Source organism: Colwellia sp. BRX10-9, from assembly GCF_014077405.1.
Lineage (GTDB): Bacteria > Pseudomonadota > Gammaproteobacteria > Enterobacterales > Alteromonadaceae > Colwellia_A.
Genome location: NZ_JACGVV010000018.1, coordinates 67,163 through 82,546, shown reverse-complemented (window position 1 = coordinate 82,546; position 15,384 = coordinate 67,163). Strand labels below are relative to the sequence as shown.

The 15,384-nt window shown below is 37.2% G+C and carries 15 protein-coding genes and 1 tRNA gene; 13 read left to right on the top strand and 3 right to left on the bottom strand.

The genetic code is table 11. The features are described 5' to 3' along the window. Positions 1-40: 40 nt before the first annotated feature. Positions 41-117, bottom strand: a tRNA-Met gene (locus H4J69_RS12005). 363 nt (positions 118-480) lie between these two features. Between H4J69_RS12005 and rlmKL the strand changes: the two genes are divergently transcribed. The 9 genes from rlmKL (at position 481) to H4J69_RS11960 (ending at position 10,364) form a co-directional block, all read left to right on the top strand. Beyond that, positions 481-2,616 (top strand): bifunctional 23S rRNA (guanine(2069)-N(7))-methyltransferase RlmK/23S rRNA (guanine(2445)-N(2))-methyltransferase RlmL, encoded by a 2,136-nt coding sequence (gene rlmKL, locus H4J69_RS12000; RefSeq protein ID WP_182221907.1) that lies wholly within the window; start codon positions 481-483, stop codon positions 2,614-2,616. Then, the gene (locus tag H4J69_RS11995) at positions 2,616-2,861 is read left to right on the top strand and encodes a glutaredoxin family protein (RefSeq protein WP_182243499.1); all 246 of its coding nucleotides are present in this window, start codon (positions 2,616-2,618) and stop codon (positions 2,859-2,861) included. Before rlmKL ends, H4J69_RS11995 begins: the two co-directional genes overlap by 1 nt. A 3-nt stretch (positions 2,862-2,864) precedes the next feature. Continuing rightward, entirely contained in the window at positions 2,865-4,772 is a 1,908-nt protein-coding gene (locus tag H4J69_RS11990) for an ABC transporter ATP-binding protein (RefSeq protein ID WP_182245080.1), read from the top strand. Between the two features lie 24 nt (positions 4,773-4,796). Continuing rightward, positions 4,797-6,593, top strand: coding sequence for a DUF3466 family protein (locus H4J69_RS11985; protein WP_182245079.1), 1,797 nt, complete (start codon positions 4,797-4,799; stop codon positions 6,591-6,593). 106 nt (positions 6,594-6,699) lie between these two features. Further along, entirely contained in the window at positions 6,700-7,353 is a 654-nt protein-coding gene (gene bluB / locus H4J69_RS11980; protein WP_182215260.1) for a 5,6-dimethylbenzimidazole synthase, read from the top strand. Between the two features lie 20 nt (positions 7,354-7,373). Beyond that, positions 7,374-7,724: a purine nucleoside phosphoramidase gene (hinT, locus tag H4J69_RS11975; RefSeq protein ID WP_182215258.1), complete on the top strand. Its 351-nt coding sequence runs from the start codon at positions 7,374-7,376 to the stop codon at positions 7,722-7,724. A 120-nt stretch (positions 7,725-7,844) separates the two neighbouring features. Continuing rightward, complete coding sequence (locus H4J69_RS11970; RefSeq protein WP_070376930.1) at positions 7,845-8,918, top strand: sensor histidine kinase; 1,074 nt, start codon at positions 7,845-7,847, stop codon at positions 8,916-8,918. After that, on the top strand, positions 8,915-9,739 hold the full coding sequence (locus tag H4J69_RS11965) for a LytTR family DNA-binding domain-containing protein (protein ID WP_070373519.1): 825 nt from the start codon (positions 8,915-8,917) through the stop codon (positions 9,737-9,739). Before H4J69_RS11970 ends, H4J69_RS11965 begins: the two co-directional genes overlap by 4 nt. Positions 9,740-10,118: 379 nt before the next feature. Continuing rightward, positions 10,119-10,364 (top strand): CDGSH iron-sulfur domain-containing protein, encoded by a 246-nt coding sequence (locus H4J69_RS11960; protein ID WP_070373520.1) that lies wholly within the window; start codon positions 10,119-10,121, stop codon positions 10,362-10,364. Between the two features lie 193 nt (positions 10,365-10,557). Here H4J69_RS11960 and H4J69_RS11955 read toward each other — a convergent pair whose 3' ends face one another. Then, positions 10,558-10,752 carry an MBL fold metallo-hydrolase gene (locus H4J69_RS11955; protein WP_220466035.1) on the bottom strand — a complete coding sequence of 65 codons (195 nt, stop codon included), beginning with the start codon at positions 10,750-10,752 and terminating at the stop codon, positions 10,558-10,560. A gap of 17 nt (positions 10,753-10,769) precedes the next feature. Beyond that, on the bottom strand, positions 10,770-11,225 hold the full coding sequence (locus H4J69_RS11950; protein WP_182215253.1) for a cytochrome C: 456 nt from the start codon (positions 11,223-11,225) through the stop codon (positions 10,770-10,772). 567 nt (positions 11,226-11,792) lie between these two features. Here H4J69_RS11950 and H4J69_RS11945 point away from each other — a divergent pair. From H4J69_RS11945 to H4J69_RS11930, 4 genes are all read left to right on the top strand, one after another. Beyond that, positions 11,793-12,302 carry a DUF1269 domain-containing protein gene (locus H4J69_RS11945; RefSeq protein WP_182215252.1) on the top strand — a complete coding sequence of 170 codons (510 nt, stop codon included), beginning with the start codon at positions 11,793-11,795 and terminating at the stop codon, positions 12,300-12,302. 467 nt (positions 12,303-12,769) lie between these two features. After that, positions 12,770-13,888: an FtsH protease activity modulator HflK gene (gene hflK / locus H4J69_RS11940; RefSeq protein ID WP_182215250.1), complete on the top strand. Its 1,119-nt coding sequence runs from the start codon at positions 12,770-12,772 to the stop codon at positions 13,886-13,888. Then, positions 13,885-14,868 (top strand): protease modulator HflC, encoded by a 984-nt coding sequence (gene hflC, locus H4J69_RS11935; protein ID WP_070373525.1) that lies wholly within the window; start codon positions 13,885-13,887, stop codon positions 14,866-14,868. Before hflK ends, hflC begins: the two co-directional genes overlap by 4 nt. 139 nt (positions 14,869-15,007) lie before the next feature. Next, positions 15,008-15,223 (top strand): hypothetical protein, encoded by a 216-nt coding sequence (locus tag H4J69_RS11930; protein WP_182215249.1) that lies wholly within the window; start codon positions 15,008-15,010, stop codon positions 15,221-15,223. Positions 15,224-15,384: the final 161 nt, after the last annotated feature.

The window sequence follows — 15,384 nt, the reverse complement described above, 5'->3', positions numbered from 1 at the left end:
AAGGGAACTGACGACCTGATTTTATACTTATATCTTAAGTTGGTTGCGGGAGCCAGATTTGAACTGACGACCTTCGGGTTATGAGCCCGACGAGCTACCAGACTGCTCCATCCCGCGTCCGAATGGTTTAAGTATTCCCATCAAAGGTTACACATAAACAAGCCATAACTGTTTTAATTCTTGTTATTAACGAATGCATTTCAAAAGGCTGAGCCCTTGAAAGCGATGCGTATCTTAAGGATAGTTACATCACATTGCAAGGCGTTTCTTTAACATTTTTACATCTATTGAAAAATGGCAGTTAATTGCCCTAATTGTAGTCTAAACGGTGGTTTTATGACCTTTAAAGTCTGCTAATACAGTTATTAAAAATATTTTAAAATATATATCAATGAATATTGGTGTTTTATGCACGTCTCTATATAAGTAGTTAGCGTCTTTGTTTATAATTGCGGGCATAAATCGGTCTGGAAAACACTCATGCAGCAATTTTTAGCATTAACATCTCCTGGTATAGAAATTTTATTAGCTCAAGAGCTAAAAGATTTAAAAGCATCACAAGTCGTGCAAAAGCCTGAAGGCGTATATTTTACGGCAACAATTGAAGAGGCCTATAAAATCTGTCTCTATTGTCGCTTATCAACGCGAATTTTATTAAAACTTGCTGAAGGTGATGCTGAAAATAAAGATAAACTTTTTGCAACCGCGCAAAGTGTTAATTGGTCTGAACAATTTTCGAGTAACCATACCTTTGCTATCGACTTTGTCGGGTCAAGTGATGAAATAAGAAATACCCAGTTTGGTGCGCTTACGATTAAAGATGCGCTAGTTGATCATTTTCGTGATCAAGGTATGGATAGACCTTCTGTTGACAAAAGTACGCCAGACATCAGTTTTCAAGCGCGTTTGTTAAGAGAAAAGGTTGTTATTTATCTTGATTTCTCTGGTCGTAGTTTATTTAAGCGTGGCTATCGCGAGCACTCGGGTGCTGCGCCATTAAAAGAGCATCTAGCGGCGGCTATTATTACTCGTTCGGGCTGGTTAGATGATACCACTAAACCGCTTGTTGATCCTATGTGTGGTTCTGGCACGATTTTAATTGAAGCTATAATGATGGCCGCAGGTTACGCGCCGGGTATCGACAGAGTAAAATGGGGATTTGATTGTTGGCTTGGTCATCAATTATACCCGTGGCAAGCACAATTAACTCAAGCTAAACAAAAATCACATCTTGGTCTTGAAGAATTAAAAGCGAAAGTTTTTGGTATTGATATTGATAGCCGAGTAATAAATACCGCACAAGTAAATGCTCGTAATGCCGGTGTACAAAAGTTTATTGAATTTTCATGTAAAGATATCAATAATTTAAATAATGGTTTTGGCCACAATGGTACTTTTTTACTTAACCCTCCTTATGGGGAGCGTATTGGTGAATTACCAGAACTTGTTGAAAATTTTGTTTTATTAGGTCGAAAACTAAAAGCACAATTTGTGGACTGGCGTATTGCTATTTTAACAGCGAATGTTGAATTGCTTTCGATGATGAAGCTAGCAAGCCACAAACGCTATAAATTTAAGAATGGTCCATTAGATTGTCAACTTGCTCTTTATAACGTCGATGAAAAACAAGCTTCAGGGCAAAACAATGATGCAGAATTCGAAGATAAAGATTCGGATTTTGGTAATCGCTTATTAAAAAATAAGAAAAATTTAAAAAGCTGGCTGAAAAAAGAAAATATTGAATGTTATCGTTTATACGATGCAGATATTCCAGAATATAATGTCGCGGTTGATGTTTATGGTGAGTATTTGGTTATTCAAGAGTATTCAGCACCTAAAATTATCGAAGAAAGTAAAGTAGCAAAACGTTTGCAAGAAGTTATCTATTTTGCTCCTAAGGTACTCGGTGTTCCTACCGATAAGGTGATATTAAAAACCCGTGCCAAGCAAAAGGGCAGTGACCAATATCAACGTGTTGATCAAAGTAAACAGTCGATGATTATCAACGAACATGGTGCAAAATTAAAAATTAATTTATGGGACTACCTTGATACAGGCTTATTTTTAGATCACCGTAAAACCAGGCAAATTGTTGCACAGAAAGCTAAAAACAAATCATTACTTAATTTATTTGCGTATACCGGTTCTGTTTCATTGCAAGCCGCACTGCATGGCGCAACAAGTATTACTACTGTTGATATGTCGAATACTTACTTGAACTGGGCACAAGAAAACTTTGCCTTGAATAAATTGTCAGGTCATAAATATCAATTTGTACAAGCCGATTGTTTAACTTGGTTAAAAGAACATAGGGGCACTTACGATGTTGTTTTCGTTGATCCGCCAACGTTCTCAAATTCTAAGCGTATGGAAGACAGCTTTGATGTGCAAAGCGATCACGTGGCGTTAATTACTGATGCAATGAAGTGTGTTGCTGAAAACGGTGAGCTTATTTTCACGAATAATAAACGAAACTTCAAAATGGACTTTGATGCTGTTGCTGCTTTAAATTTTGAGGTGAAGTCAATTTCAGAGTTAACCCGCGATAAAGATTTTCAGCGTAATAAGCACATCCATAACAGTTGGTTAATTACCCGTAAAAAAGTTACGGCTTAATGAGTGTTTTATTTCACTTATATAGTAGTGCAGGTTGCCACCTTTGTGAGCAAGCTGCAGAGTTAATTGTTGATATAATACCCGATCACCAAATTAAGGTGGTTGATATTATTGATGATGACACCAGTAATGAAAATAATTTAGTAAATTTATACGGTGTTCATATTCCCGTATTAGAGCGCTTGAGTGATAACACATTATTATTCTGGCCTTTCGAACAATCACAAGTAGTAGAGTTGATATAAACCATGGAATTAATCCGAATAGCTCAAGGCGAATTAGCCTTCGGTGAAGACAGTATTTTAGATAAGACAGACTTAACGGTAAAAACGGGCGAACGCGTCTGTTTAGTTGGTAAAAATGGCGCAGGTAAGTCTTCATTAATGAAAGTGTTGATGGGTAAACAGAACCTAGACGATGGTCAGATCTTGATGTCGAGCAACATTAAGTTAGCGATGTTAGAGCAAGATCCACCTGAGTCATCTGAAATGAGCGTTTTTGATTATGTTGCTCAAGGTGTTGCTGAAAATGCAGAATTGATTAAGCAATATCACCATATAATTCATATTATTGGTGAAGACCCTTCAGAGAAGAATCTTAATAAATTATCAAACGTTCAACAACAACTTGACCAAGCCAATGCTTGGCAAGATGAACAACGTATCGATAAAGTATTAACCACGCTAGCGCTAGAAGCAGACAAAATGATTTGCGATCTCTCTGGTGGTTGGTTACGTAAACTGGCATTAGCGAAAGCATTAGTCAGCGAGCCTGACGTGCTATTACTTGATGAGCCTACTAACCATTTAGATATTAGTAGTGTGTTGTGGTTAGAGCAATTTCTAAAAGACTTTAAAGGCACTATCATATTTATTAGTCATGATAGAGCATTTATTCGTGGTTTAGCGACCCGTATTTTAGACTTAGACCGTGGTCAGCTTGTTAGCTATCCTGGTAACTATGATCTTTATATCGAACAAAAAGCTCACGACTTAGAAGTTGAGTCCACACAAAATGCGCTTTTTGATAAGCGTCTAGCTGAAGAAGAAGTATGGATAAGACAAGGGGTTAAGGCTCGCAGAACTCGTAACGAAGGCAGAGTTCGTTCACTTGAAAAGTTACGAGTCGAACGCCAAGAAAGACGTGAAGTTAAGAAGCAGGGCGATATTAATATATCAACCGGAGATCGCTCAGGTAAGTTAGTCTTTGAGTGTGAAAACTTGCATATGGCGTTCGGTGATAAAACCATTTTTAATGGTTTAGATTTACTTATAACGCGTGGCGACCGTTTAGCCCTTATTGGTGCCAACGGCACGGGTAAGTCAACGTTAATCAAATTAATCATGGAACAACAACAACCCACCTCAGGAAAGATGCGTGTTGGTGTTAATTTAGATGTGGCTTATTTTGATCAACATCGCGATGCTTTAGACTTGAGTATGACCGTTCAGGACACCGTTGCCGAAGGTAAGCAAGAAGTCACTGTTAATGGGGTAACACGCCATGTATTGGGATATTTGCAAGATTTCTTATTCAGTCCTAAACGTGCTAGAACTCCTGTACGTGCGCTTTCAGGTGGTGAAAAAAATCGCTTGTTATTAGCACGTCTATTTTTAAGACCCAGCAACTTACTTATTCTTGATGAGCCAACTAACGATCTAGATATAGAAACTTTAGAATTATTAGAAGAAGTCGTTGCAAATTATGCAGGAACCGTTATTTTAGTAAGCCATGATCGCGATTTTGTTAATAATTGTGTAAATAGTTGTCTTTACTTTGACGGCAGTGGTGAAATAACAAATATTGTTGGCGGTTATGATGATGTTGATAGTTATTTAGCATACAAAGCTGAACAGCGTAAGCAGTTAGCTGAAGGTATAAAAGCCCCTGTTAATTTAGTGAGTGAGAGTAAATCTGCAGTTAATGTGCCTACTAAAAAAAAATTATCGTTCAAAGATAATCGTGAATTAGAAGCGCTGCCTGGGCAGGTCGATGAACTTGAAGCATTAATCAATTCATTGCAAGAACAAGTCAACGACGCTAACTTTTTTGCTCAAGATAGTGATAAAACAAAAAATATATTGAACCAGCTTGAAGAAAGTGAGTCAAAACTCGAAATCGCTTTCGCAAGATGGCAAGAGCTAGATGAATTATAACAAGAAATGAGAGTTAAGTAGTATATGAACAAATTTGTAAAATCTGTATTAGTTTTAGGAATTAGCAGTGCGTTAAGTTTATCAATGGCACAGGCAGCTAAATATGAAGTTATCGATAAAGGTGGCATTGATATAGTTAAATATAGTTATGCTCAGCAAGAAAACAACCAAAATCAAATGGCTATTTCTGGCTCAGATATTTATAATTTTCCCGTTCAATTTCAGTACTTTGATACTAATGATTTTGATAGTATTGTTAGATTTGCCAATTTACAATATGAAGATGTTGATGGCTTAGTCGATATTGAAAACGAAAACGACTTAAGGTTAGGCAATCCAACCGCTAACGATTTAGCTTGGGCTGTCCTGTATTTGACTAGTCAAAACAGCAGTAGCTCAGCTAGGTTTTATCAAAAAATTGGTAATATCTTGGCTATGCGTAACTTAACAGGTAAAGCGGGTGATACTGAAAGCTTTGCTGTATTTGACCAATATTTCCCAGATACCACAACATTGACGCGTTCAACGGTTGATTATGTAAACGGTATTACTAATGATGGCTGGATTTATGGTAACGGCTCAGCTCCATATACTGCATTGCCATTTACGGGCACTGATAATAACCCTGTTGTCTATTGGGTTCGTGATTTTACCTCAAGAGCCTTTTATTCTCCTGATGCAGGCAATACCATTATTGAGTTAAAGCCACCAACTGAAGGTGACGATGTTGCCGAGAATCTTCGCTTAGGCGGTGATTCTGCTATTTTAGACATGAGTGAATCTTTATTCGCTGTCGGTTATGCCAGTACGAGTATCGATCAAGAAGCGCTTGATTTTATTTTTGATGAAACGGGTGGCTGTGCAGACCCTGCTATTTTAGCAAATGCTCCGTTCGAAATTTGTATTCAAAATGCTGTGTCGAGTATGTATAACACTGAAGCAATAAAGTGGACGCTAAGTTTGGAAGGGGTAACAAAGACTGAGACTTTAGGACATTTAGTTACGCCAAATGTTGATGATACAAGAGAATTCCTTAACTACGCACAGGCTATTAATAATGATGGCGTTGCTGTTGGTTTTGCTCATGGTTGGGTGGATGAGAACGAAACCGAACCAAGCAGAAACGAACGTCGAAATTTATATGCGGTAGTTTATAAAAATGGGCAAGTGAAAGACTTCACAGATGATCATAGTAAGTTTTTTGATTCTCGTACTTACGGTATTAATAATGCTGGTATTGCTATCGGTCATACTAAAACGGTGGTAAATGGTAATACGCGTACAAAATTCTTTCATGTAGATACCAATGATTTTGATAGTGGTATGCAAATGATAATGCCTGATGACTTTTTCAAGGGCTCATCAAGTACTGCACGTGCTATTAACGAAAATGGTATTATTGTTGGTGAAGGTGAAGTTGAAACACATAACGATCAGCAGTCTCCTCGTCGTAGACATGCTTTTATGTATGAGATTGCCAGTAAGACCTTTACCGATCTCAATGACTTTTTAACTTGTGACTCACAGTACACAATTATCGAAGCGCGAGACATTAACGATAAAAATGAAATATCTGCTTCAGCACTTGTTAAAGCACCTCGCCGTGACGCAAAAGGTGAATTGATGTTTGATTTAGATACTGGCGAGCAGCTTTTAGAAGATGTTGTTCGTGCTGTCACATTGAGACCGTTAGCGGGTGAGATAGATGACTGTTCAGCGGTAGAGAAAAAAATAGAAAGAGAAGGCGCTGGTTTAGGCTTTATCAGTTTATTCGCTCTATTAACCTTTGGCTTCACTCGACGAGTGTTGAAAAAAAGCTAACGATGAGTTTTTAAATATATGATTAGGTCTAGGTTAATTTTTAACCTAGACCTTTTTTATGCGACATTGTTATTTATTTCATTTACCTCAAGCAAAAATTATTCAAATGCATATTTCTGAAAAAGAAAGAGACGCGGTTTATAAAACTATCTTTTCACGTCGAGATGTTAGAAGCGATTTTATTAACAAACCCATCCCAGAAGATGTTTTAAAGCGAGTATTAACCGCCGCTCATCATGCTCCCAGTGTTGGTTTCATGCAGCCGTGGGACTTTATTGTTATTAATGATAAAGAAACAAAACAAAAAATTAAGCATGGATTTGAGCAAGCAAATTCGGTCTCTGAAAAAATGTTTACAGATGATAAACAACAAAGCTATCAAAAGTTAAAACTTGAAGGGATATTAGAAGCGCCGATAGGAATATGTGTCACATGTGATAGAGAAAGAAATGGCCCAGTTGTCTTAGGAAAAACGATCAAAGCTGAAATGGATTTATACAGTGCGGTTTGCGCTGTACAAAACTTATGGCTTGCCGCAAGAGCAGAAAATTTAGGCGTTGGCTGGGTAAGTATTATCGAAGATGACAAGCTTCGAGATGCTTTGAATATTCCCACAAAAATTGAAATCATTGCTTATTTATGCGTTGGTTATGTCACACATTTCAAAGACAAACCTGAATTAGAAAGTGCAGGGTGGTTGCCGAGACGTTCAGTTGATAACGCGATACACTATAATAAGTGGACACCAGAAGTAAACTAACAGACACAACGGAGCATATCATGGCAGAAGAAACTATTTTTTCAAAAATAATCAGACAAGAAATACCAACACCTTTACTCTATCAAGATGAACTCGTAACAGCATTTAGAGACATAACACCACAAGCGAGTACCCATGTTCTTATTATTCCGAATAAATTAATTCCGACGGTTAATGATGTCACTGACGATGACGAGCTCACTCTAGGGCGCATGATCACTGTCGCTAAAAAAATAGCCAAAGAAGAGGGCATTGCTGAAAATGGCTACCGCCTTATTATTAATTGTAATGATCATGGCGGCCAAGAGGTTTATCACATCCATATGCACTTAGTCGGTGGGCAACGTTTAGGTAAAATGATAGCGCTTTAAAGCTTTGTATTTATATTGAATACAAATGAGTTGAGTCGCTGAAATGCTACGGTCAACGGTAATGCGTGAATGGCAAAGCTACTTCATAATTATTATAAGATTTTTTATTGGTTATACTGCGTGAATTGGAAAGAATTATTAGAAAATAAGAACCGACTGTTTTGGTTAGTGCATAGCACTAGTTGGTTTGGATTTGCTTTAGTGCATTATTTAGGATCATTATTACATGATCCTCGTGATATTTTTGTCGTGATAATTTTTCTCAATGCTTATGCAGGTTGGCTGTTCACTGTGCCTTTGCGCTACCTATATCGTAGAGTTTGGAATTTTAGTCCGGCAAAAATAGCCGTTGTGGTCATAGTCGCCTCTTATTTGGTTGGCGTACTTTGGCAAGTTGTTAAAAACATTAACCACTGGGAAATATACAAGCACGGTTATCGCCCTGATTTTTGGCTGTACTACACCACTAACAGTGTTTATTCATTTTTTATTATTTTGAGCTGGAGTGGTTTATACTTTGGTACAAAATATTATCAAATGCTGCAAAAAGAAAAACAAAATGTTTTAGAAGCTAACAGTGTCGCTCACCAGGCTCAGCTTAAAATGCTGCGTTATCAGCTCAATCCTCATTTTTTGTTTAATACTCTTAATGCAATCTCTACCCTTATTTTGGTTAATGAAAATAAAATAGCCAATGGTATGGTGACTAAATTAAGTGAGTTTCTTCGTTATTCTCTTGATAAAGATCCGATGAAAAAAGTCACCTTAAATAGTGAGTTGCATGCACTAAAACTTTACCTAGATATAGAAAAAGTTAGATTTGAAGACCGATTATGTGTAGAGTTTATCGCAGCGGATGATTGTAAAAATGCCTTAGTACCCAGTATGATATTACAACCTATTGCTGAAAACTCTATTAAGTATGCTATTGCTTCTCAAGAGAGTGGCGGTACCATTAAAGTTACGGTGACCCGCTTTGCCAATGACTTATTATTAGAACTTGCCGATGATGGTCCTGGCGCTGAAATTAAAAATGGTAATCTTTATCGTGAAAATGGTGTTGGCCTCGCAAATAGCCGAGAAAGATTAGCCGCATTGTACGGTAGTGATTTTTCTTTAGTTGTTGCCAATAATACGCCAAAAGGTGTTAAAGTGAGCATTAGAATGCCCTATGAACTAGAGATAAATACATGACAAAGCTTCTGTCAACAATCATAGTTGATGATGAACCTTTAGCAAGGAAAGGCCTTGCCGTAAGATTAGCGGATCATAAAGACGTTGATATTATTGCGCAATGCCATAATGGTCGTGAAGCACTTGAAGCTGTGCGAGCCTATGAACCTGATTTAATGTTTCTTGATATTCAAATGCCAGGCCTCAATGGTTTTGAAGTCGTGCAAGCTATTATTGAAAGAGGATTAAAGCTACCCATTGTTATTTTTGTCACCGCCTTTGATCAATATGCCTTACAAGCCTTTGAAGTTCACGCACAAGACTACCTGTTAAAGCCTGCTGATGAAACTCGCTTAGCCGAATCTATGGACAAGGTTAGGCAGAGCCTGATCAGCTCAGAAAATGCTGCTCATAAATCTAAACTTATTCAGTTAGTCAGTGATGTTACCGGTAATGATTGTGACAAAATTTTAGCTGAGCTCGCAAATAATCAACCGGTAAGTTTATCTTCTTACTCTGATATCTTGGCTATAAAAGATGCAGGCGAAGTGAGTAGAGTCCCAGTTAAAGACATTTTATGGATTGACGCTGCGGGAGACTATATGTGTGTTCATACCCATAGTGCTACACATATATTACGTAAAACCATGAAGCAGCTTGAAGAAATATTAGACCCAAAGCAATTTGTACGCAGTCATCGCTCAACCATAGTTAATAAAAATTATGTTGATAAGTTTTGTAGTCAACTTAATGGCGAATATTACTTAGTGATGAGTAATGGCAAAGAATTAAAAGTGAGTCGAAGTTACAAAGAAAAAGTTAAACAAGCTGTTGGTATTTAAAGCGTCAAAATTAGTATTTCCAATTGAATTATTTGCTTAACGTCTCTGTTATTAACAGCGCAGGTTTTTTTAATCCACCTTTTCATTGAACGCTATTCCTTAAGCAGCCTTGTTTTTAATGGCTTTAGTCTTTTGGGTTAACTTTATTATTGTTACTTCACTTGGCATAGTTATTCTTCAAATGTCAGAGGATAAAATTTTAAAATCCCTTTAATGACCTTGGACTTTAGTGCAGTTTTCTTATGATTTTTTTACTCAACAGATAATTAAAGTTCAACTGGGATAAATAACAGTTGGCTTTTATGGCTTTATCGCTTACTTTAAATATCAGTTACTTGCCTATTTATCGGGCGCTATATATCAATTAATGGAGATTACTATGTCTACACCAGTACGAGCATCTGACACACCTTTTGCAGTCGACGTTGAAGAAGGTAAAAAATATTCTTGGTGTTCTTGTGGGGAAAGCCAAAAACAACCCTTTTGTGATGGCTCTCATAAAGGCTCAGAATTCTCACCAGTAAGATATACCGCAACAGAGTCAAAAAAAGTATTTTTTTGTGGCTGTAAACAAACGGCATCTCAGCCGATGTGTGATGGTAGCCATAAAAAAGCCCTAAGCTAAAATTTTTTATCTGCGACTAGGCAAAGACAAACGCTGTTTTGTTTGACCCTAGTTTTATCAGTATTGTCGACAAACCAATTAACAAAGATATTAACCAATTCCCTTCCTTATAATAATATCTTGGTCAATGACCATGCAAATTGCCACCCCCTCTTAGATTATAATATTTTACTTATAACTTGCTTGGGTTACATTAGCCTGATGCATGTGTGATCACCACAGCATCTAACTCACTAACATCAAAAGGGAAGGGGTCATGGTTGTGTTTTTCATGGTGATGAGAACCTTGAAACATACCACATTCAATCAGTATATTTTTGTTATTACCCTGTACCAAATAGCAAGAGCCAGTGACTTCTCTAGTGGCTCCAAAAAATTTAATGTTCATGTTAACTCCCATACCTTTTAATGTGGATAATATTGATATCTGGTTTGTTGATAAGGTTTTAATGAATAGTTAGGTTGTAAAAAAGATACTAAATCAATGAGTTCAGTCACAGTCATTACATCATTAAAGACTTTCATCTTTGATTCACCCTGAGGTGTTCTAAACTGTGGTGAATGTAAATTTGAAAATTTATGGGATGGATTAATAATAGAGGTAACCAATTCAGCATAAGTGACTATTTTAGTTTTTTTACCACCCAGGGAAATTGAAAGGGTTTGCTGCTTTGCAATACTATCATCCTTAACACCATCGAGTGTGTGGCAGGCTAAACATTGATATTTTAAGAAAGCTATTTTACCTGCTTCAATATTCCCTGTAGGCAGACTAAATCCTCTTGGTGAGTCAATTCCGTTATCACAACTGAACAGTGTTAATGACATAACGACAAGTAAACTCAATAGAAAGTATTTCATTATTATTCCTTAATCATTTTTAGGTTGAATTATTAGCCAGCTAGTTAACACTCTGCGCTATATGAAGATAATAGAGAATCAATTCTTGCCCATTAATAATGACAAATGAAATAAAAATTTCTAATCATATCAAGGGTCATTCATTAAATAGCAGAATAAATTAAACAGATACCTAAGCAAAGGTAGAGGTAGTAGCTTCTACTAATCGATTGATTTTTAGTCTAGTTACTGTTGATAAAGAGCGCTAGTTTATCTGAATCAAGGTTGATACAGATCAATCAGCTTGTCGTTAGTTAAGATCTCATTGATAAGCAGAGAGTAAGTTTTGACGTTGTTTATCATAGCTTAAGCAATGCAATTTATGACTTTAGATCACTTCATTAAATAATGTGTGGCAACGCACAGACGCTTTGTGGATATGAATTTATGATGACTTATGGATAAACATGCACTTTATCGATAGGGGAATTATTAAAATTTTCCTTCTTGTTTTAATCAAATACTGCAGTTCATGCCTGTTAACATTATAAGGTTTTTAGCCAGTGTGGCTGCACACAGGAGCAACAAATGAAACGTATTTATTTTCTAGCCCCCGATGTTAAGGTTACATGTGAATTGGTAAACTTGTTTCGTGCTGATGGCATTAACGACAGTCAAATGCATCTAATAGCAAACGATAAAATCGATTTAAGCGAACTCCCCAAAGCGGATGCATTGGATGATTCAGACTTGTACCCAGCGATCAAACGGGGTGTTATTGCTGGTGGAACTACTGGATTATTGGCAGGTCTGGCGGTTATAACCCTTCCGGCTACGGGTTTAGCCCTTGGTGGTGCCGCTATTTTAGGTTTTACCGTTGCGGGTGCGAGTTTTGGTGCTTGGGTCTCAGGTATGGTAGGCGCTGGTTTAAGTGATCAGGAGAAGGTTGCATGCGAAACTGCAATTAGTAATGGCGAAGTGCTGATGATGTTGGATGTTCCAGCTGATCACCAGATTGAGGTATATCACGATAAAGTAGCCAGTGTTTGTCCGCTGGTTGAGATTCGTCAAACAGAAATTACTGTCCCACCACTTTAGCCCTCCTTTTAAATAGAGACCTTGCCTGCACAAGTGCGTCAGTAATTATCTACTACTGGCCACATCAAGGGTTAACGTAAGCACTTATAAAAAAAAATCACCATTTGAATTTTTCAGATTCAATGGAAAGTTATCTAATAAATCACAAGCTGTGAAAACGTTATTTCGACACTCAACTTCAATCAAAATTCAATATTTGTGATGATGTTCTATCTATCACCGGCTGTATTAACTGAAATGATTTATGACGACTACGTGTGGTATCGAACAGAAAACTAATATTATTTATCGTAGAATTTTCTGATGATCCTGACTAGGAAATTACAAAGTGTGTCTATCCAAAAACAAATAATATAATACGATTTATTTAATTAAAGTTATATTTTACAGTTTGATAGGATGGGGCAGTCATTAATTATAAAGTTAAAACCTATTTTTCGAAGGTTAGTTAATAAAGAGAGGAGCCTATGACGCCAGATAATAACAACGCTAAAAAGCCCAAATCAGAGCTACCTGATCTAAGCAAAGTAGTCGGTAAATTTTTTCAAAAGTATCAAGAATTACTGCCAACGAGTAGTGGCAAAAAACCTGGATGGATTATCCTTGCAGTTATATTGCTCACTGGTGGTATTTATACCGCGGTATACACAGTTCCTAGCGATTCTGTAGCCGTTGTACTGAGATTTGGTAAGTTTGAAGCTATTTTCCCCGCGGGTTTACATTTCAAATTACCTTTAGGTATAGAGCAAGTGAACATAGTGCCAACAAAGCGGCAGTTGAAGCAAGAGTTTGGCTTTTCAACGCCTGGTGCTAAAGACCCTGACCAAAATATCTCCATAAACAACTCGTTCAATGATTCTTTAAACAATATAGGCCGTAGTGCTCGTGAGCGTGACTTAGCCGTAGCAAGTAATCAAGTGGGTGAAACGCAAATGGTGACGGGGGATTTGAACACTGCACTGGTGGAATGGGTTATTCAGTATCGAATTGCTGATCCCAAAAATTACTTATTTGAAGTACGTGATCCAGCAGGTACGTTACGCTATGTTTCTGAATCAGTGATGCGTGAAGTGGTAGGTGATAGAACTGTTGACGAAGTGATCACTATTGGCCGCCAAGAAATTGAAGTTGAAGCACTTAAAAAAATGCAGGCTTTGGCAACTAAATATGTAATGGGCATTAGTATCGACCAAGTTCAATTAAAGAATATTAATCCGCCAAAGCCCGTTCAAGCGTCATTTAATGAGGTAAATCAGGCTCAACAAGAAAAGGAAAAGCTGATTAATGAAGCGCGCCGAGATTACAATCGTATTATCCCATTGGCAGAAGGCGAGCGAGATCAACGTATTCGCGAAGCAGATGGCTATAGAATAAAACGAATTAATGAAGCAGAAGGTGATGTATTACGTTTTAATGCACTATATGACCAATTTAAATTGGCGCCAGAGGTCACGCGCAGGCGCATTTACGTGGAGACCATGCAAAAAGTAATGCCATCCATAAGCAATAAAATTATCATCGATAGTGGCACAATAGATGTCTTACCTTTGCTTGATTTAACATCTATTGAAGGGAGAAAACCATGAAACGTTATTTAAGCTTATTCACGAGTATTTTGCTATTCGTTATTATTACCTTACTTTATGGCGCCTTTTATACCGTAAATGAAGTCGAACAAGTCATTATTACGCAATTTGGTCGTCCCGTGGGGGAGCCGGTTGTTGATGCTGGTATTAAGTTTAAATTACCTTATATTCAGCAGGTTAATTCGATTGATAAACGTGTGTTGGAATGGGAAGGTACACCTTCAGATATGCCGACAAAGGACAAGTTATATATTTCTGTTAGCTTATATGCACGCTGGCAGATAACCGACCCATTGCCGTATTTTTTACGTCTGGGTGATGAACGCAGTGCGCAATCGAGATTAGATGATATTTTTGGTAGTGAGACACGAAATGCGGTAGCAACACATAAGCTAATTGAAATTATTCGGACCACGAAAGGCCGTCAACCTCTGCGTGACCCATTGTTAACTGATGCAGAAAAAGCATTAGATATGGGCAGTTTAGTACCTATCCATAAAGGTAGGAAACTTGTCGAACAAGACATATTTAACGCCGCGGCAGAAAAGGTTAAGGTGTTTGGTATTGAACTATTAGATATTCGTTTTAAGCGCATTAATTATAATGAAAGTGTACGACCTAAAATTTATGAGCGGATGATCAGTGAACGTCGCCAAATTGCCGAAAGGTTCTTATCTGAAGGCAAAGGTGAGGCAGCTAGAATATTAGGCAACCGCGAACGTGATTTAAATAAAATTCAATCAGAAGCTTATCGTCAAGTTGTAGAAATTCGCGGTAAAGCCGATGCTAAAGCCGCTGGAATTTATTCTACCGCACATAGCCAAAGCCAAGAATCTATTGAATTTTATGCTTTTACACGAACCTTACAAGCCTATGAGCTTGCTATTGGCGAAGATACGACATTAGTACTGTCGACTAACAGTGACTTATTTAAATATTTACACAATGCCAACCCCCCAAAAAATATCATCGAAAAGTAAGCGCTACATTGATATTTTAAATAGCATCAATACGAATAAGTCTACATATAAAAACTGCTTTACTGGTACTCCTAATTTGCATCGTTAGATGCTAGGAGTAGCGGTGACTATCATAAAGAATAATTAACGGAGTGTTATCATGGGATCTCATCATACGAATCAAAATAAACACGCTACCGTGAACTTCTCTGCTTTGAAAACCGCAATAGGAAATGGCGAAGCGTTATTAATAAAAAACTTACTAGCAAATCAATCCATGCAAGATCTTGAAAAAAAATACCTCATTAATTTAGCCTATATAAACAACAACCCCAGTATTATAGAACTACTCGAAGGTATTCCTGTTAAGGAATAGGCCATTAGTATCGTTAATATTGACTAGGGTTCAGGCATTTACATTTAAAATCTAAAGTTGAATGTTAACCTCTACAACAATGAATAATAAACAGGTCAACAATATGACCTGTTTATACATTATGCTAAAAAATTTACCCTTCAAAATTAATTAAGAAGGGT